16 protein-coding genes are annotated in these 18034 nt (G+C 56.8%); 10 read left to right on the forward strand and 6 right to left on the reverse strand.

Translation table 11 applies throughout. From position 1 onward, the window contains the following. Nucleotides 1–4 precede the first annotated feature (4 nt). Both H8S59_RS00215 and sthA read left to right on the forward strand, forming a co-directional pair. A complete protein-coding gene (locus tag H8S59_RS00215; RefSeq protein WP_187520027.1) occupies nucleotides 5–4540 on the forward strand; it encodes a dermonecrotic toxin domain-containing protein in 4536 nt (1511 codons plus the stop codon). 315 nt (nucleotides 4541–4855) lie between these two features. Further along, nucleotides 4856–6250, forward strand: a complete 1395-nt coding sequence (sthA, locus tag H8S59_RS00220) for a Si-specific NAD(P)(+) transhydrogenase (protein WP_187520028.1) — start codon at nucleotides 4856–4858, stop codon at nucleotides 6248–6250. A gap of 42 nt (nucleotides 6251–6292) precedes the next feature. Here sthA and H8S59_RS00225 read toward each other — a convergent pair whose 3' ends face one another. Then, the gene (locus H8S59_RS00225) at nucleotides 6293–7015 is read right to left on the reverse strand and encodes a glycerophosphodiester phosphodiesterase (RefSeq protein WP_095095427.1); all 723 of its coding nucleotides are present in this window, start codon (nucleotides 7013–7015) and stop codon (nucleotides 6293–6295) included. A 168-nt stretch (nucleotides 7016–7183) separates the two neighbouring features. After that, nucleotides 7184–7765: a PilZ domain-containing protein gene (locus H8S59_RS00230; RefSeq protein WP_095095430.1), complete on the reverse strand. Its 582-nt coding sequence runs from the start codon at nucleotides 7763–7765 to the stop codon at nucleotides 7184–7186. 125 nt (nucleotides 7766–7890) lie between these two features. Here H8S59_RS00230 and H8S59_RS00235 point away from each other — a divergent pair, with 125 nt between their 5' ends. From H8S59_RS00235 to queF, 5 genes are all read left to right on the forward strand, one after another. Beyond that, complete coding sequence (locus H8S59_RS00235; RefSeq protein WP_187520029.1) at nucleotides 7891–9141, forward strand: lipoprotein-releasing ABC transporter permease subunit; 1251 nt, start codon at nucleotides 7891–7893, stop codon at nucleotides 9139–9141. Nucleotides 9142–9148: 7 nt separating this feature from the next. Then, a complete protein-coding gene (gene lolD / locus H8S59_RS00240) occupies nucleotides 9149–9832 on the forward strand; it encodes a lipoprotein-releasing ABC transporter ATP-binding protein LolD (protein WP_176469878.1) in 684 nt (227 codons plus the stop codon). Between the two features lie 73 nt (nucleotides 9833–9905). Beyond that, nucleotides 9906–11150 carry a lipoprotein-releasing ABC transporter permease subunit gene (locus tag H8S59_RS00245; RefSeq protein ID WP_187520030.1) on the forward strand — a complete coding sequence of 415 codons (1245 nt, stop codon included), beginning with the start codon at nucleotides 9906–9908 and terminating at the stop codon, nucleotides 11148–11150. 93 nt (nucleotides 11151–11243) lie between these two features. Further along, nucleotides 11244–11756, forward strand: a complete 513-nt coding sequence (gene copI, locus H8S59_RS00250) for a copper-resistant cuproprotein CopI (protein WP_095095439.1) — start codon at nucleotides 11244–11246, stop codon at nucleotides 11754–11756. A 73-nt stretch (nucleotides 11757–11829) separates the two neighbouring features. Further along, nucleotides 11830–12660 carry an NADPH-dependent 7-cyano-7-deazaguanine reductase QueF gene (gene queF / locus H8S59_RS00255; protein ID WP_187520031.1) on the forward strand — a complete coding sequence of 277 codons (831 nt, stop codon included), beginning with the start codon at nucleotides 11830–11832 and terminating at the stop codon, nucleotides 12658–12660. A gap of 73 nt (nucleotides 12661–12733) precedes the next feature. On the opposite strand, the gene H8S59_RS00260 is transcribed toward queF, so the two are convergent. Next, nucleotides 12734–12997, reverse strand: a complete 264-nt coding sequence (locus H8S59_RS00260; RefSeq protein ID WP_095095445.1) for a DUF4404 family protein — start codon at nucleotides 12995–12997, stop codon at nucleotides 12734–12736. 195 nt (nucleotides 12998–13192) lie between these two features. Beyond that, nucleotides 13193–13801, reverse strand: coding sequence for an HAD superfamily inactivated hydrolase PcrP (pcrP, locus tag H8S59_RS00265; RefSeq protein ID WP_187520085.1), 609 nt, complete (start codon nucleotides 13799–13801; stop codon nucleotides 13193–13195). A gap of 209 nt (nucleotides 13802–14010) precedes the next feature. Here pcrP and H8S59_RS00270 point away from each other — a divergent pair, with 209 nt between their 5' ends. Next, entirely contained in the window at nucleotides 14011–14712 is a 702-nt protein-coding gene (locus H8S59_RS00270) for an MlaA family lipoprotein (protein WP_095095448.1), read from the forward strand. A gap of 78 nt (nucleotides 14713–14790) precedes the next feature. Here the strand turns inward: H8S59_RS00270 and H8S59_RS00275 are convergent, their stop codons facing one another. After that, nucleotides 14791–15090, reverse strand: a complete 300-nt coding sequence (locus H8S59_RS00275; RefSeq protein WP_187520032.1) for a PilZ domain-containing protein — start codon at nucleotides 15088–15090, stop codon at nucleotides 14791–14793. Between the two features lie 264 nt (nucleotides 15091–15354). On the opposite strand from H8S59_RS00275, the gene rssB reads away from it, so the two are divergent. Next, entirely contained in the window at nucleotides 15355–16539 is a 1185-nt protein-coding gene (rssB, locus tag H8S59_RS00280) for a two-component system response regulator RssB (protein ID WP_187520086.1), read from the forward strand. Then, entirely contained in the window at nucleotides 16536–17018 is a 483-nt protein-coding gene (rssC, locus tag H8S59_RS00285) for an anti-sigma factor antagonist RssC (RefSeq protein ID WP_027898268.1), read from the forward strand. Before rssB ends, rssC begins: the two co-directional genes overlap by 4 nt. Before the next feature lie 75 nt (nucleotides 17019–17093). Here the strand turns inward: rssC and tal are convergent, their stop codons facing one another. Then, nucleotides 17094–18020, reverse strand: coding sequence for a transaldolase (gene tal, locus H8S59_RS00290; RefSeq protein WP_187520033.1), 927 nt, complete (start codon nucleotides 18018–18020; stop codon nucleotides 17094–17096). Nucleotides 18021–18034 lie beyond the last annotated feature (14 nt).

Genomic DNA, 18034 nt, shown 5'->3' on the forward strand with positions numbered 1-18034 from the left:
ACCCATGACAATCAAATTGGCCGTGGCGGAGCAATTCGCCTCCCGTCCTTCACTGCGTGAATTGGCGACGAGCAGCCTGCGCAGTGCTTTAAACGTGCGTTATCCGGACCTCGTCATCGACCCCGAGCGGGTTTCGGTAGTGGCGCTGACCTCTGGCGTCCCGGCTATGTCGGCCGAATCATTGCGGCTTTCCCTGGTGGATACCCTGCTGGAGCATTTTCTACGCCGGGCAACACCGCAATGGACAGACGCTGGCTTCGCGCTCATCGCCAATCCTGGCGACTCGCCTGCGCGGCCATTAGCAGTGGATATGGCTGAAATCAGCACCATCGTCGACCAGTCGGCATTGGGTCTGATCACCGGCCTCAAACAAGCTATCGCTGATTTCTGGAGCCAGCCCTGCGTTATCGGCAGCCAGCTCACGACCCGTTGGGCCTGGCTTTCGACGTTGATTCGGCGAGACGTGCGCGACCGGCTGGCAGCGCCCGATACGTCTCTTTCAGATCAGCGTGCCATGCTCAGTACGATCAATACCCTGTGCGGTAAAGATGAACCGTCTGAGGGGCAGGCGGGTGTTGCGTATGTCACGCTGATTCAAGGCGGTGTTTCCGAAACACGGGCGATACCGGCGTTGGTGGCACTCGACCAGTCGACAGCCAACCCGGAGGTATTGGTTTACCGTCTTTTCGGGCAGTGTGAACGCTACACACTGACTAGCTGGGTGATGCGACTGCGGGATGATTTCATTCAGGACCCCCGGCATCAATCGCTGGCCTGGGGCTTCTACGAGCCGGATAACGATGTGTTCGATGACCTTGCCCGTGCCATTCTGGAGAATCAGATCAGAGACGTGCACTGCCTGAATTATTACTCGGACCTGGAAGTTGCGAAGCTTGAGCGGTACCTGGAAGCGTCGACAGATGTCGGCTCCTTGTTTGTCAAGCAACCCGAGGCTTATGCCGAATCGCTTCCCGACTGGCTCGGCAAGGCCAGCGATTCGGAGCGAATCTCCTACAGTCGATCCATGACCGCATTGGCGGTATTGCAGGCGAATACGCAAGGCAGGACGTTTAACGAGGACTTGCCGCCCATTGCGGAGTTTGCCTCTCAGGTCATGGCCAGGCAGATGCTTGAGGATCATCCAGACGCCGTACAGGTGCCTTTGAACGAGATAGAGCTGGTTATCGACAAAGTGACGGCTGTGGCCGCCACGTCTGGTGGAGAGATGTTTGCTCAGGGTGAAGTGGAACAGGTTCGCATGACGCTGTGTGATTGTGCTCTGGAGAATCTTGTTGGATTACCGGTTGGTGCCGTGACGTTACGCAGGACCACTGATCAGCCTTTGCCGGACTGGCTGACGGTAGCTTATGCCAAACGCCTTATTCAGGTAGTCAATGTCGGCCAGGCCTATCCGCAATTACTGCGCACGCTGCTGATTACCAATGCCAAAGAGGCTGACAGACGTCGATTACTCTTCTGCAATCAATTGCGTATCCAGCTTCCCCTGAAGGCTCTGGAGCAGAAGCTCAAACGCGAAGGTGCGATAAGTGACGCCGGTTGCCGGTTGATTTCTGCCTTGATGGACGATCTGTCGCCCATGCATGAAGAGGACGCGCAGTCTGTTGTTCTGCGCATGCTGGGGTTCAAGGCCAGGCCAACGGGGCAGGTGGACAGGGTCGGCAATATGTTTGTGATTGGCCCGGCGAACATCGAGTCGGGCCCTTACCTGCTTTATCAACCCTTTCAGGCGACGCCCCTGACTGAATTCAGCAACTGGACGACGCTGCGTGATGCCATTGCTCAGCCTGGTGCGTTGCAACAACAGGTACTGATCTGGCTGAGTGATACGGCACGTCCTGTTTATGCCAACGGAGGATTTGATGAGCCGCATATCATCCGTTTCGGGCTCGGCTCCGAGTTCCAGCCGCTTGAGCGGCCGCAGCCAACGGTGTTGAGTCGCGATGTCATGGCGGGAGACCCGCTTGAGGCGTTGTTCAAGGCCGTCGCCATGGCGCTGGTGCAGTTGGCAGATCGCGAATCGGTCTCCAATGTCGAAAACCGTTGGGCGAACCTGAAGGAAGGAGGCTGGCTGTTGCTCGACACGTTGCTGCCCCTGATTGGTGGCTCGCTGGGTCAGTCAGCATGGCTTTTGCAATTGCTCAGTAGCGCCGACCAGATACTCACTCTGCCTGCTGATGCCGATCAGGGGGCTCGTTCGGCGGCCCTTGCGGATTTGCTGCTCAACGTTGCGATGATTGTTCTGCATCAGGGCGTCATATCAGCCACAGGCCCGGTGATTGGCAGTGGTGAGCCTTTGGTTGATGCGCCGCTCACCTCTCAAGAGATGAATGCAAGCCCGATGGCCACGCAGACGCTGGATATGGCGGCCGGGAGGGACGGGCTCGATTTCAGCTGGTCCAACCCGCTTTCTCGTCTTACCGCAACCCAGCGCTCCAGGCTCCTGACCTTTAATGTCTTTCCCGAGCCGCCCCTTGGCGCAATGGTCAACTCTGGCATTTACGCCGGTTTGTACGAAGACCATGGAAAGTGGTACGCACGCGTTGAGGGCAATCTGTTTCGCGTCATTGCTGATGAAGGCCGCGCGTATATCGTCCAGGACGATGATCCTGGCGTGACGGGGCCATGGCTGACCCGGAGCGGGCTGCAATGGCGGCTGAATCTGGGGCTGCATCTGCGCGGTGGCGGCCCAAAACAGAATGCCCGGAAACTGGCGCAGGCCAACGCAGCCAATGTTCGGCGTATCAACGATGGCCTGTCGGAGCTCGTGAAACGGCGTGATGTGTTGCTGAAAAACATTCAAGCCTACGATCTGCAGCTGGACACTGCGCAAGGCACAGTGCGTCAGCTTTTTATGGAGCGTTATGAAAGCGATCTGACTGAGCTGGTCAGTGTGATGCGAGAGCATGTCAAATTAGCGCAGGAACACCGGCCGGGCGACCGTCCAGCAGAAAAGGATGTTGCCAGTGATCTGCAAAGTCTGGCCCGGCAAATTTGCTACTTTGAGAGCCTGCTGTTCAAGGATCAAGCAGTGATTGCGAATAATGAGCTCGTGAACCTGCGAACCCTGGCCTCTGGCGCCTCATTGACACCTGAGAATGCTGACGCTTACTTCGAGATGCTCCGCAAGCTGACGATCTCCCAGACAAAGGGGCTGCACTGGTCACAGGAGCGAGAGGCGATATGGTTGCAACTGCGTGACGTTCCAAAGGTAGGTCAGGAATATTGGCGCAGTGAAGTCACAGAGGCATATGCCCACAATCAGCCTTCGAATCTGGAGTGGAAGGCGATCCATATGTTTTCGACGCTTGAGTTGGTGTTCAGTCGTCCCGAAACCATGTTCGGTGAAGACCTGAAGCAGTTGAGGATGCTGCGTAACGACCAGAATCTGCATGCTGCGATTGCATCCCATCTGGAGCTGGACAGGCCCAATACCTATTCACTGGCTGAAAGCATCAGTGTTCTGGAAAGTGCGCTCAAAGAGTACGGCAGGGCGAGTGACATCAGCACCTACATTCATACCTTGGAGTTCTCGGGCAGGAGAGGGCAATACCTTGAGCAGTTCATTGCTCAACTCAGTGCCTTTCACGATGTTGCATTGCAACGGCTTACCTTGTTGATCAAGCAAAATACCGAAGCAGCAGATACATTCCTTGAACAGGTGCCGAAGGTGGCGAGGCCTGGCAAGCGGGTGATCAAAACCCGCGGCCACCGGACGTTCATCGGCAGCGTTCGCCAGGGTGACGCGCAGGCTGAGGGCGAAGTGGTGGATGTCTCCGATGCGCTGACCAGTAAAGTGATCAACTCATGGCATCAGCACGCTGGCGGTGAATGGGTTGAGATCGTGACGCCCGAGCCCGCCGCGAAGCCACTCATCTCCCGCGCCTCGCCGACAGAGTTGCAGCGACAGGCCAGAGAACACCTTGCAAGAGTGGAGGGCAGTATCAACAGCGCCTGGAGGCAATCGAAACGGGCGAGCGAACCGGAGGACATGGAAGATATTCTGGTGCAAAGGGCTGAAAAGCTGACCGTGCTGATTGAGCAGATGAAGGCTTTAAGTGATGAGGCATCTGCTTCAGCTTTCGCCACGGATATCCAGGAACTGACTGCGGCAGCTGCCCGGCTCAAGGATCAGGGACGCTTGATTCGCATCGCAATGATCAAGGCACAGCCGCCAACTGCCGCGCGTATCAATTATCTCCATCAGCAGCGGGAAATCGATATTTCCAGTTTCGGCAGCCGAAAAAATATGTCTGGCGCCCGGCGTGATGATTTCCTCCAGGAATTCGCCATTCGCGACAAAGACCATCAACTACTCTGGTGGGCGCATTTTCACTACACGACTGAAAATGCCAGCCCTGACGCGTTCACGGCGGCGCATCTGAAATTACCGGCGCAGCGGCTTCTGGGTTACAAGGCACTGGTCAGGGCAGCAAAGGCCAATCAGGACGTGGTCAGTATTTACCGCAGTTCGATTGGCAAGGAGGTCGCTCAGCGCCTGTTTCTGGTGTTGACCCCTTGAATGGAATCGGTCGGATAGCGGCTTGAAAAGCTGCATTGGTGTTTTTTTGTGATTTGCGACGGCAAGCGCTTTATCATTCGCAGCCTTGTGGGGCTCGACTGTTTGCCGTCTGCATGACGTGGAATGCCAGGTAAAAAACAGCAGCGTCATTTTGTCGCAGACAAAAGTGGCTTGCGGCGCTACCAACGGTTAATGTTCCACGCTTCGGTGGCGGTTTAAACTGCGCACCAGATTCTGATCCTTCATGTCGCTGGCCGCGACGTGATTTAGCCAGAGATGCCAGAGTGGCACCTCGGCCTGTTCTAAGGAGTACGCATGGCTGTCTACAACTACGACGTAGTGGTACTGGGTTCCGGCCCTGCCGGAGAAGGCGCGGCAATGAACGCCGCCAAGGCAGGGCGTAAGGTAGCGATGGTCGACAGCCGTCGGCAGGTTGGCGGTAACTGCACACACCTGGGCACTATCCCGTCCAAGGCATTGCGTCATTCGGTCAAGCAGATCATCCACTTCAACACCAACCCTATGTTCAGGGCCATAGGCGAGCCACGCTGGTTCTCGTTTCCGGACGTGTTGAAAAACGCCGAAATGGTTATTTCCAAGCAGGTTTCCTCGCGCACCGGCTACTACGCCCGCAACCGCGTTGATGTGTTTTTCGGCACCGGCAGTTTTGCTGACGAGCGCAGCATTGACGTGGTATGCGGCAACGGTGTTGTGGAGAAGCTGGTGGCCAACCAGATCATTATCGCCACGGGATCGCGCCCTTATCGCCCTGCAGATATCGACTTCTCCCACAAGCGTATCTACGACAGCGACACGATCCTCAGTCTCGGCCACACCCCGCGCAAGCTGATCATTTATGGCGCCGGCGTGATCGGGTGTGAATACGCCTCGATCTTCAGCGGTCTGGGCGTCATGGTCGAACTGGTGGATAACCGCGATCAGCTACTGAGCTTTCTGGATTCGGAAATTTCTCAGGCGTTGAGTTATCACTTCAGCAACAACAACGTGATGGTTCGCCATAACGAAGAGTATGAAAAGGTCGAAGGCCTGGATAACGGTGTGATCCTGCACCTCAAGTCCGGCAAGAAGATCAAGGCAGATGCCTTGCTCTGGTGTAACGGCCGTACCGGCAACACTGACAAACTGGGTCTGGAGAATGTTGGCATCAAGGCTAACGGTCGCGGCCAGATTGAAGTCGATGAAAGCTATCGCACTAACGTGCCGAATATTTACGGCGCGGGTGATGTGATCGGCTGGCCAAGTCTGGCCAGTGCTGCATACGATCAGGGCCGTTCAGCCGCGGGCGTGGTGGTCGACAACGGCAGCTGGCGTTACGTCAATGACGTGCCGACCGGCATCTATACGATTCCGGAAATCAGCTCGATCGGCAAAAACGAACACGAACTGACCCAGGCGAAAGTGCCTTACGAAGTGGGCAAGGCGTTCTTCAAAGGCATGGCGCGGGCGCAGATTTCCGGCGAACGCGTGGGCATGCTGAAGATTCTGTTCCATCGTGAAACGCTGGAAGTGCTGGGCGTGCATTGCTTCGGCGACCAGGCTTCGGAGATTGTGCACATCGGGCAGGCGATCATGAACCAGCCAGGTGAAGCCAATACCCTGAAGTATTTCGTCAACACCACGTTCAACTACCCGACCATGGCAGAAGCCTATCGGGTAGCTGCTTACGACGGCCTGAACCGGCTTTTTTAAGCGACTCCGGCCGGTGGCCTGAGCCGGCCGGGGAGACCGATTTCAGTGATTCTCGAGGGTGGCGCTGGCCAAACCGGGAAAGTCTGTAATCAGGCTGTCCACGCCGAAGTCGGCGAGCCTGCGCATCAGTGCAGGTTCGTTGACCGTCCACACCGACACATGCAAGCCCTGACGCTGAGCTTTTTGCTGGCGCTCAGGGGTGCAGAGTGTCCAGTTCAATGCCAGGTACTCACAGCCATAGCTTTGCGCGACCTTCAGCGGGTCGAGCCATGCGTACTCCGCTACCAGGCCGCGTGAGATGTCCGGTGTCAGTTCCAGTGCTGCTTTGAGCACTTCCCGAGAGCTTGAAGTGATGGTGATCTTGTCCAGCAAGCCGTGGCGCTGAGCCATTTCACGGATGGCCAGCACGGTGGATGCGGCACGGGTGCGGGATGCGCTTTTGACTTCCAACTGCCAATGCTCGAAAGCGCACTTTTCGAACAGCTCTTCAAGGCGTGGGATCGGGCAAGGATTGATCCAGCCAGGACCGCCTTTGCGTGCGTCATACGTGACCAGGTCGGCGGCGCTGTGCTCGATGACCTTGCCGCGCCTGTCCGTGGTGCGTTTCAGGGTCGGGTCGTGAATCACCATCAATTCCCCGTCACGGGACAAATGCAGATCCAGCTCGCAACGACGTACGCCGTGCTTCAGACATTCCTGAAAGCTGGTCAGAGTATTTTCCGGTGCTTCGCCTTTGGCGCCGCGATGGCCATAAATAAGGGTCACGTCTACTCCTGGTGGCCTTTAAGGCGTTGGTTTTGGTGTAGTTGCATGATGCTGAGTCCGGAGAGTTTTGTCGCGCAGCGAGCACTGTCCGGTAGGAGCCAACTTGTTGGCGAGACGTCTTGCCTGACACATCGCCTCGCGAACAAGTTCGCTCCTACCGAAGACAGGTTATTGCGCCTCTTTCGACTCAAGCGCCTGACGCCGTATAGCAGCTTGTCGTTGCAAAATGTATCGGGCCAGCAGCTGTCGTTGCGAGTCCGGCAGGTCGATGAACTCGGTGCCGATCTCGAATTGGCCATCTAGCAGGATGTCGCAATGGGTCACTTTGGCGTGCAGCATCAGTGCTGACGCCTGCGGCATCAAGACCATTTTTATCGATAGCTGGGCATCGACGGCAAAGCTTGTGGCGCTTTGAAACTGCACGCCACCTTCGGAAATCGTCACGGGTTGCGGGGCGCCCAGCTTGCCCAGCGTGGTTTGCGCCACCACCCGGCCAAGCAGCTCAATGCGCTTGCCGAACGATTGCATCAGGCTGTTCACCACCCGGTCGCGGTCGTCCAGCTGGCGTAAAAGATGTTGGGATTCGAACTCGGCAATGTGCAGCTCGCTGAGCAGCTCGAAGAGGGCCGAGGTCTCGCGCATGGCCTGGTGCCCCGTCTCGTCGGTACTGGATAACAGGTTAATTTCCAGTGCGACGCTGTCCTCGATACGGTAGTATTCGCGGCGTTCTTCTTCATCTAATGTCGACATGGCGAACCCATGGTAGCGGCGATGGTCATAGTGGTTGCTCGCAGTGCTCAGAGTGATTTCGAGTGTAAAGCTGCCTGCTCAGGCCCGCCACAAGGACGTTCCCATTCCTCCGAACAAGTCCCTAAATGTTCAGACCTCTTTTTGTATTCATAGGCACGCGTTACACCCGTGCAAAACGCCGTAATCATTTCGTCTCCTTTATTTCCCTGACTTCCATGATCGGTCTCGCCCTGGGCGTAGTGGTGATGATAGTCGTGTTATCGGTCATGAATGGTTTCGATCATGAAATGCGTACTCGCGTACTCGGCATGGTCCCGCACGCCACCATCGAAGCCGGTGAGCCGATCGGCAACTGGCAGGGTGTGGCTGACAAGGTCAGGCAAAACCCTCAGGTGCTGGCCGTTGCCCCGTTTACCCAGATGCAGGGCTTGCTGACCAATAACGGCAACGTGCAAAAGGTCCTGCTCAATGGCATCGACCCGGCGCAAGAGCGGAAAGTTTCGATCATCGATAACTTCATGAAGCAGGGGAAGCTGGATGATCTGGCTGCCGGTGACTTCGGCATCGTGATCGGCGACAAGGCTGCCACCAAGCTCGGGGTTGGCGTTGGTGACAAGGTTACGTTCGTTGCCCCTGAAGTGACGGTGACGCCTGCGGGGATGTTCCCGCGCATGAAGCGCTTTACCGTGACGGGCATTTTTCACGTGGGGGCCGGTGAGCTGGATGGCTACCTTGGGTTGACCAATATCGACGATCTGGGGCGCCTGCATCGCTGGAAAGCCAACGAAGTGCAGGGGCTGCGCCTGAAATTCGAGGACCTGTTCGAGGCACCTCGCACTTCTTATCAAATCGCCCAGACCCTTGGCGAGCACAACTACTATTCCCGTGACTGGACCCGCACCCACGGCAACCTGTATCAGGCGATCCGCATGGAAAAAGCCATGATCGGGCTGCTGCTGTTGCTGATTGTGGCCGTGGCGGCGTTCAACATCATTTCAACGCTGGTGATGGTGGTCAACGACAAGAAAGGCGATATCGCGATCCTGCGCACCCTGGGCTCCACGCCCGGGCAGATCATGGCGATTTTCATGGTCCAGGGCACAGTGATTGGTGTGGTCGGCACCTTCATCGGTGCTGTCGTGGGGATTATCGCAGCGCTCAACGTCAGTGCTGCCATTTCCTTGCTGGAAGGCCTGATTGGCCACAAGTTTCTCAATGCCGATGTGTACTTCATCGATTACTTGCCGTCGCAATTGATGGCCGAAGATGTGTTGATGGTCTGCGGCGCGGCATTGGTCCTGAGTTTCCTCGCCACCCTGTATCCGGCCTGGCGCGCAGCGCGTACCCAACCGGCGGAGGCGTTACGTTATGAGTGAGTCGGGCATGAGTGATAAAGCAGTATTGAGTTGCCGTAACCTGGGCAAATCCTATGAGGAAGGCCCTGAGTCGGTAGTGGTTCTGTCGGGTTTGCAACTGGAGTTGTTTCCGGGCGAGCGCGTGGCGATTGTCGGCAGTTCAGGCTCTGGCAAAAGTACCTTGCTCAACCTGTTGGGCGGTCTGGATACACCTTCCGAAGGCAGTGTCTGGCTGGCTGGCGAAGAGCTTTCCGCCTTGGGTGAAAAGGCCCGAGGCCTGCTGCGTAATCGGGCGCTGGGCTTCGTTTATCAGTTCCACCATTTGTTGCCGGAATTCACTGCGCTGGAAAACGTCTGCATGCCGCTGCTGATTGGCAAGACTGCAATCCCGGAGGCTCGTCAGCGTGCCACCGCGTTGCTCGAGCGGGTAGGGCTGGGACATCGTCTGGCTCACAAACCTTCTGAATTGTCCGGCGGCGAGCGTCAGCGGGTAGCGATCGCCAGGGCTCTGGTCAACCAGCCGGGCCTGGTAATGCTTGATGAGCCGACGGGTAACCTCGATCACCACACTGCGCAAGGTATTCAGGACCTGATGCTGGAGCTGAGCACCTCGTCGCGTACTGCGTTTCTGGTGGTGACCCATGACATGAATCTGGCCAGACAGATGGATCGAGTATGGCGCCTGGAAGGCGGTCGTCTGGTAGAAGCCTGACCTGTCCAACCCGGCGCAATCGATCGCGCCGGGGTTTCATTTTTGCGGCAATCTTTCCCACGGTGCTATACGAATGTTTCGACCGTTATCAATATTTATTGGCGCGCGCTACACACGTGCCAAGCGCCGCAACCATTTCATCTCGTTCATTTCAATGACGTCGATGATCGGGTTGGCGCTGGGCGTGCTCGCGATGATTGTGGTGCTGTCCGTGATGAATGGTTTTCAGCGGGAAATGAGCTCGCGCATTCTCGGCATGGTGCCCCATGCAGTGATCGCGGGCGTCAAGCCGCTGGATAACTGGAAGCCGGTTGCCGACGCTTCGCTGAAAAATCCGCAAGTCACGGCCGCTGTGCCATTCACCGAAATGGACGGGATGCTCTCCTACAAGGGCGCGATGCAGCCGATTCAGATCAGTGGCGTCGATCCGGCGCTGGAGCACGAGGTGTCGATCGTCACCCGGCACATCGTGCAAGGCAAACTGGAAGATCTCAAGGCAGGCGAGTTTGGTGTCGTGTTGGGCGAGTTGAGCGCTCGTCGCTTTCGTTTGAATGTCGGCGACAAGCTGACCCTGATTGTGCCGGAAGTCAGCAACGCACCGGGCGGTATTACGCCACGCCTGCAACGTCTGACGGTGGTCGGTATTTTCAAGGTGGGTGCCGAGCTTGACGGCTCCATGGCTTTGATCAACGTCGCAGACGCTGCGCAGATAAAGCGTTGGCAGCCTGATCAGGTGCAAGGCGTGCGTCTGGCCCTGAAGGATCTTTACAAGGCGCCTGAAGTCTCGAAAGCGATTGCCGGAGGCCTGGGAGCAGATTATCGCGCCGATGACTGGACCCACACCCAGGGCAGTCTGTTCAGCGCGATGAAGATGGAGAAGACCATGATCGGCTTGTTGTTGCTGATGATCGTCGCCGTCGCGGCATTCAACATCATTGCCACCCTGATCATGGTGGTAAACGACAAGGGTGCAGACATTGCGATCCTGCGTACCATCGGCGCGACCCCTAGACAGATCATGACCATCTTCATGGTCCAGGGGACGGTCATCGGTATCGTCGGGACGATCATTGGTGGTGTGCTTGGGATCATTGCTGCTATCAACGTCAGCAGCCTTGTGGGTTGGATAGAGCGGGTCAGTGGTCAGCACATCTTCAGCTCTGATGTGTACTTCATCAGCAATCTGCCTTCCGAGCTGCAAGCGGGCGATGTGGTGCTGATCTGCAGCGCAGGCTTTATCCTGAGCTTCCTGGCAACGCTTTACCCAGCCTGGCGCGCGGCGCAGATTCAGCCAGCGCATGCATTGCGGTATGAGTGATTGATGGTCTGGGCCTGACTTGATCTGTTCGTCAGGCCCGGTAATTCATTGCATTAACTTCAGCCATTGTTCGTCGCCACTCTGGAGAACACCATGCCCTCTATTGCCCGCTTCACACTGATTGCTGCGCTGCTGACACTCAGCCAGCCATTGCTCGCTTCGCCAGCTCCAGTCCTCACGTTCGGACATGCTGCGCCTGCCGCCCAGGCTTCGCGCACTATCGAACTGGTATTGGGGGATATGTATTTCGACCCTAAAGCGGTGCAGGTAAAGGCGGGTGAGACGGTGCGCTTCGTGCTGATCAACAAAGGCCAGTTGCTGCATGAGTTCAACCTGGGGGATGCGGCGATGCACGCCAGCCATCAACAGGAAATGATCAAGATGCAACAGAGCGGCATGCTGACGCCGACCGGCATGGCGCATCACGACATGGGCCATGGCTCCATGGAAATGAAGCACGATGATCCGAACAGTGTGCTGGTAGAGCCGGGCAAAACCACCGAACTGACGTGGACCTTTGCCAAGGCCAGCAATCTGGAGTTCGCCTGCAATCTGCCTGGGCACTATCAGGCCGGTATGGTCGGCAAACTGACAATTACCGACTAGCCGCTGAAAGCTCGGCGCAAACCCTATAAACTTGGCGCTTATTCCGTCAGCTTTATGTGATTCAGGTACTTTCATGCACCCCGCAGCCGAACATTCGCCGCTAGGCAAGTCCAGCGAATACATCGCCACTTACACGCCGTCTCTGTTGTTCCCGATCCCGCGTGCCGCCAAATGGGCCGAGTTGGGTCTGACTGCCGAGACGTTACCGTATCAAGGTGTGGACTTCTGGAATTGCTACGAGCTGTCCTGGCTGCTGCCATCCGGCAAGCCGGTGGTGGCCATCGCCGAGTTCAGCATTCCGGCTGATTCACCGAATATCATCGAGTCGAAGTCATTCAAGCTGTACCTCAACTCGCTTAATCAGACGGCGTTTGCTGATCGCGCCGAACTGACCGCGACGCTGGTCAAAGACCTGTCGGCGGCGGCGGGTAAGCCAGTAGGTGTGCGTATCCGCACTCTGGCGGATATTGAAGGCGAAGGCGTGGCGACGATGCCAGGCCTGTGTATCGACGAGCTTGATGTGAGCATCAATAGCTACGACCGACCGCAGCCAGAACTGCTGCGTTGCGATGATTCCCGTGTTGTCGAACAAAGCCTCCACAGCCACTTGCTCAAGTCCAATTGCCCGGTGACCAGTCAGCCGGACTGGGGCAGCGTAGCAGTGGAGTACCGCGGCGCCGAGCTGGAACCCGCGAGCCTGCTGGCGTACATCGTCAGTTTCCGCCAGCATTCGGATTTCCATGAGCAATGTGTAGAGCGGATATTTCTCGATCTGCAGCGCTTGCTCAAGCCGGAGAAATTGACCGTCTATGCGCGTTACGTGCGTCGTGGCGGGCTGGATATCAATCCGTATCGCAGCACTGAGTCGATCAGCCCGGATAATCGTAGACTGGCCCGGCAGTAGGCAACAAAAAGCCCGTCATTGACGGGCTTTTTGCTACTTGGCGGCAGGCGGCTAGGTTTGACGTCTTACGACATCAGATACCGATATTGCCCAGGGTAACGACGATATTACGCAAAGTGCCTGCGATACCTGGGTGTTCAAGCTCGAAGCGCTCTACGGCAAGATTAACGCCATCGGCCAGGCTCGGGTCCTGAGTGGCGGACTCCAGTTCGATCTGTGACTGAATCTGCTGCGCCAGTGTTTCCAGGTCGGCGCGCTCCTCTGGGTTGAGCGGCGGGTTCTGCTCCAGTTGCTCGCGCAGGGTATTGAGTTGTTCTTGCAGTTCGCGGGCAGGCATGACGTGCTCCTTCTTTGATAAGTCTGTCCCATGGACCCCGGCCCGGGGCCAAAGGTTCTTAATGGGTATGTGACAAGACTAATCTACTCTGGTGCGGGTTGCCTTCAAATCGCGCGTCCAATCCTGATGCCCTCGTGGCCAAAGCCGGTCCTGCGACTCTGCGTGCGGGGTGCACCCGAAAATTTCATGCCAGGGTCAGGGCTTCTCGCCCTTGGTCCGGCGCAGCGCGATATCTGCCAGACAGGACTCCAGTTCGCCCAGATGATCAATCGCCGAATGCACGCCCAGGGCGTAAAGCTGCAACGTCGCCTGGCCCCGGCGGTATTCGCGCTCTGCATCGGTCAGGGCATGCCATTGCGAAGGAGACAGGCCGCACAGTGAACCGCACGATGCGAGGCCTACTGTCCACAGTCCGGCATTCAGACCGGCCTGCAGCAAGCGTGGCTCGCCGCTGACGAGGACACAGCCATCCAGTTGACTGACGTTCAGCTCCATAAGCGCCTGCCAGCAAGCATGAGGGGCGGGCCACTGTGCCTGGGCGGCAGGGGTGGCACGAATCAGATGGCTCAATGGTTGAGCCAGCGTATGTGTAAGGTCGCTGGGCAATTCGTCCAGCCACGCACAAGGCACCGCCTGCTGGTGCAGCCTCTGTAATGCTTTCAAGGCGCCAGGCGTGGGCAGCGAGTGTTCATCACTCAGCCCGGACGCATTACGCGCTTGGGCGCCAAAGTCCACCAGGCAGCCACTGAGACCAAAAAGAACGGCGGTAAAAGCGGGCAGGGGAGCTGTCACAGGCGCGAGCATGGCGATATCTCTGAAATAACGCTGAACGCTACGGGTCATTTGTGACAGTAAGATGAATGTCCGGTGATGGTGTTTACAGGTGTTTCACCGGTCTTACAGACTTGAATCACCAAGGTGCTGCCTAATTCCTGTCATATGGCCTTATACTCCTCGCCTTGACGTGTGGGGGCGTAGCGCCCGCTTCATTACTTATACCAGGAGTTTCAGCTATGCCCGTGACCGGTGCAGGTGTGTTCAATCGTCTTGCTCAGCTTTGTGTTTGTGCCGGTATGGCGCTGGTGCCAGTGGTCGCGCAGGCCGCTGAAGAAGATCCGTGGGAAAGCGTCAACCGGCTCACTTTCCGCTTCAATGACACCATTGATACCTATGCGCTCAAGCCTATCGCTCAGGGCTATCAATTCATTGCTCCACAATTCGTTGAAGACGGCGTGCATAATTTCTTCAACAACATCGGTGATGTCGGAAACCTCGCCAACAACGTGCTGCAGGCTAAACCGGCGGCAGCGGGTGTTGATACTGCACGCCTGATCTTTAACACCACCTTCGGCCTGCTGGGCTTCATTGATGTCGGCACCAAGATGGGCCTGCAGCGCAGTGACGAAGACTTCGGTCAGACGCTGGGTTACTGGGGCGTACAAAGCGGTCCGTACGTAGTGCTGCCATTGTTTGGTCCGAGCACTGTGCGTGACGCTGTCGCCAAGTACCCGGACACCTACACCTCGCCGTACCGCTACATTGATCACGTGCCCACCCGTAACACTGCGCTGGGCATAAACCTGGTGGATACTCGCGCCAGCCTGCTGTCGGCCGAGCGGCTGATCAATGGCGACAAGTACATCTTCATCCGAAACGCGTATCTGCAGAACCGTGAATTCCGCGTCAAGGATGGTCAGGTGGTTGACGATTTCTGATCGCAATCCGCTGAATGTATAAAGGCGACCTGTGGTCGCCTTTATTTTTTACCATTTGTGAACCAGTTCCGCCGGATCTCAGTTCATCTTGATGATGGTCAGGCCCAGTTTTTGTCCGCCATCGGCTTCGTCAGTGACCCATACAACCTCTGTTTCTGCCTCAAGGCCTGTGAGGGCTACATGGTCAGAATCGATTTTCACGCTCAGTTTTTCGCCAACCTTGAAGGTTCTGGGTGCTTGTACCTGCATCCCGGAGCTCGATAAATCAATGCATACAGCCGGGATGATCTGACCGGCGTAGATCAAGCTGATGTCAGCCTCCACGCGCATCCGGATGAAGTCTCGTTTCTCCTCGTAGCTTCGATCATTTAGACTCATGTCCAGTCCTTCATTTCCATTGCTGAATTCAGGGTTCTTATAACTCTGAGCGATTTGCCGTGTAAAGACGCAATGTCGGCACCGGCGCGTGCTTGAAACGCCCGTCGGATGGGAGTACCGTCTGCGCCTTGAAGGGCACCTCTGAAACGCCACTGACGGGATCATAAGTCCGGTCGTGCGGTCAGAGTGGCTAGAAGCGAATCCAGTACGCAGACCCGTGAACCGGGGTGCCTACGCCAACCTTATCTGGCGCCGTTTGCCCACATGCAGAAAACCAGTGCCACGCTGCTGATAATCGATGACGACGAAGTAGTGCGAGCGAGCCTTGCCGCCTATTTGGAAGACAGTGGCTTCAGCGTCCTGCAAGCGAATAATGGCTTGGAGGGCATACAGATATTCGAACAGGACAAGCCTGATCTGGTGATCTGCGATTTGCGCATGCCGCAAATGGGCGGGCTTGAGCTGATTCGTCAGGTGACGGCCATCGCGCCGGAAACGCCTGTGATCGTGGTGTCGGGTGCTGGCGTCATGAATGACGCTGTCGAGGCGCTCCGTCTGGGGGCTGCCGATTACCTCATCAAGCCTCTGGAAGATCTGGCCGTGCTGGAGCACTCAGTGCGTCGTGCGCTTGATCGTGCGCGTCTGCTGCAGGAAAACCAGCAATATCGCAAGAAGCTGGAAACGGCAAACCGTGAGCTGGAAGCCAGCCTGCATCTGCTTCAGGAAGACCAGGATGCCGGTCGCCAGGTGCAGATGAACATGCTGCCAATCAGCCCGTGGTCGATCGATCAGTTCAATTTCGCTCATGAGATCATCCCCTCGCTCTACCTGTCGGGTGATTTCGTTGATTACTTCCGCGTTGACGAGCGCCGGGTGGCGTTCTATCTCGCAGATGTCTCCGGTCATGGTGCTTCGTCCGCGTTCATCACCGTGTTGCTCAAGTTCATGACCACGCGGTTGCTGTTCGAATCCAAGCGCGGTGGTACGCTACCGGAATTCAAGCCTTCTGATGTTCTTGGCCATATCAACCGCGGTCTGATCAGTTGCAAGCTGGGCAAGCATGTAACGATGGTCGGCGGTGTGATTGACGAGGAGTCGGGGCAACTGACGTACGCAGTCGGCGGTCATCTGCCGTTGCCTGTGCTGTATACACCGGGTGAAGCACGCTATCTGGAAGGTCGTGGTTTGCCGGTAGGGCTTTTCAACGAAGCCACCTATCAGGATCATGTGATCGACTTGCCCGAGTCGTTTAGTCTGACCCTGTTGTCTGATGGCATTCTGGACCTGCTTCCCGGTGATACACTCAAAGAGAAAGAAGCCGCGTTACCTGAACTGGTAAAGGCGGCGGGCGGCAGCCTGGATGGCTTGCGCCAGACTTTTGGATTGGCCACGCTAGGGGAGATGCCGGATGATATCGCCTTGTTAGTGTTGAGCAGGAACCTTGAATGAGTACCGGTAGAATCCAGTTCGCCGAGCAGGAAGGCACGTTTGTCCTCAAGTTTGTTGGGGAAGTGCGTCTGACGTTATGTTCGGCTTTGGATGCGACGATTGAGCGGATCTTCACTGCGCTGAATTTTTCAACGGTAGTGATTGATCTGACCGAAACCCGCAGCATAGACAGCACCACACTTGGCTTGCTGGCCAAGCTGTCTATCCTGTCGCGTCAAAAAGTAGGGTTGTTGCCAACGCTGGTCACCACCCATGAAGACATTACCCGGCTTTTACAGTCGATGGGTTTCGATCAGGTATTCAATATCGTTGACCGGCCGATCCCGTGCCCTGAGTGCCTGACGGACCTGCCGTCCCAGGACCAGTGCGAGGAAGTGGTCAAGGCCAAGGTGTTGGAGGCGCACAAGATACTCATGGGGCTCAATGACTCCAATCGCGAAGCCTTCCATGATCTGGTCAATGCCCTCGAGCGCCATTGATCAAAGGCTGAACGATACATAGCAAAAAGGGCGGCACCCGTGAGGATGCCGCCCTTTTGTTTTCTCGCGTTTAGATCAGACCTTGGCGCTTAGCAACGCTTCCAGTTTTTCCTGATCGCGTGCGAACTGGCGAATGCCTTCCGCCAGTTTTTCGGTCGCCATTGCATCTTCGTTGGACGCCCAGCGGAACTGGCTTTCATTCAGCGTTACGCGTGGCTCGCCGCCATTGCCCGGTGCCAGTTTGCGTTCCAGCGTGCCAGTATCTTCTGCGAGCTTCTGCAGCAGATCCGGGCTGATGGTCAGGCGATCACAACCGGCCAATTGCTCGATCTGGCTCAGGTTACGGAAGCTGGCACCCATGACCACGGTTTTGTAGTCATTGGCCTTGTAGTAGTTATAGATGCGGGTTACAGACTTCACGCCCGGGTCTTCCGCGCCTACAAAGTCCTTGCCTTCAGCCTTCTTGTACCAGTCGTAGATACGACCTACGAACGGCGAAATCAGGAATACGCCAGCATCGGCACACGCCTGGGCCTGGGCGAAAGAAAACAGCAGCGTCAGGTTGCACTGGATGCCTTTCTTTTCCAGCACTTCGGCCGCGCGGATGCCTTCCCAGGTGGAAGCCAGCTTGATCAGGATGCGATCCTTGCTGACGCCGGCCGACTCGTACATGTCGATCAGGCGCTGGGCGCGCTCGATGCAGCCGTTGATGTCGAAGGAGAGGCGGGCATCGACTTCAGTCGAAACGCGGCCAGGAACGACTTTGAGGATTTCCTGGCAGATAGCGACGGCAAAACGATCAGATGCCAGACCGATATCGCCATTGGCGCCGCTGAAGGCCGCCTTGAGGCGATCAGCATTGCTGTCGCTTGAACCGGCCTTTAGCAGCAGAGAAGGGTTAGTGGTCGCATCGACCGGCTTGAGCTTTTCGATGGCTGCGAAATCGCCGGTGTCGGCAACAACGGTGGTAAATGCTTTGAGTTGATCCAGCTTGGAAGTCATGAGCGTGCTCTGTC

The organism is Pseudomonas folii (genome assembly GCF_014357575.1).
Taxonomy (GTDB): domain Bacteria; phylum Pseudomonadota; class Gammaproteobacteria; order Pseudomonadales; family Pseudomonadaceae; genus Aquipseudomonas; species Aquipseudomonas folii.

Excerpts from the sequence above, each read along its gene's own strand:
- rssC (WP_027898268.1), top strand. The coding sequence starts at position 16,536 with ATGAGTACCGGTAGAATCCAGTTCGCCGAGCAGGAAGGCACGTTTGTC.
- sthA (WP_187520028.1), top strand. The coding sequence starts at position 4,856 with ATGGCTGTCTACAACTACGACGTAGTGGTACTGGGTTCCGGCCCTGCC.
- H8S59_RS00270 (WP_095095448.1), top strand. The coding sequence starts at position 14,011 with ATGCCCGTGACCGGTGCAGGTGTGTTCAATCGTCTTGCTCAGCTTTGT.
- H8S59_RS00215 (WP_187520027.1), top strand. The coding sequence starts at position 5 with ATGACAATCAAATTGGCCGTGGCGGAGCAATTCGCCTCCCGTCCTTCA.
- H8S59_RS00245 (WP_187520030.1), top strand. The coding sequence starts at position 9,906 with ATGTTTCGACCGTTATCAATATTTATTGGCGCGCGCTACACACGTGCC.
- lolD (WP_176469878.1), top strand. The coding sequence starts at position 9,149 with ATGAGTGATAAAGCAGTATTGAGTTGCCGTAACCTGGGCAAATCCTAT.
- queF (WP_187520031.1), top strand. The coding sequence starts at position 11,830 with ATGCACCCCGCAGCCGAACATTCGCCGCTAGGCAAGTCCAGCGAATAC.
- tal (WP_187520033.1), bottom strand. The coding sequence starts at position 18,020 with ATGACTTCCAAGCTGGATCAACTCAAAGCATTTACCACCGTTGTTGCC.
- pcrP (WP_187520085.1), bottom strand. The coding sequence starts at position 13,801 with ATGCTCGCGCCTGTGACAGCTCCCCTGCCCGCTTTTACCGCCGTTCTT.
- H8S59_RS00235 (WP_187520029.1), top strand. The coding sequence starts at position 7,891 with ATGTTCAGACCTCTTTTTGTATTCATAGGCACGCGTTACACCCGTGCA.
- H8S59_RS00275 (WP_187520032.1), bottom strand. The coding sequence starts at position 15,090 with ATGAGTCTAAATGATCGAAGCTACGAGGAGAAACGAGACTTCATCCGG.
- copI (WP_095095439.1), top strand. The coding sequence starts at position 11,244 with ATGCCCTCTATTGCCCGCTTCACACTGATTGCTGCGCTGCTGACACTC.
- rssB (WP_187520086.1), top strand. The coding sequence starts at position 15,355 with ATGCAGAAAACCAGTGCCACGCTGCTGATAATCGATGACGACGAAGTA.
- H8S59_RS00230 (WP_095095430.1), bottom strand. The coding sequence starts at position 7,765 with ATGTCGACATTAGATGAAGAAGAACGCCGCGAATACTACCGTATCGAG.
- H8S59_RS00260 (WP_095095445.1), bottom strand. The coding sequence starts at position 12,997 with ATGCCTGCCCGCGAACTGCAAGAACAACTCAATACCCTGCGCGAGCAA.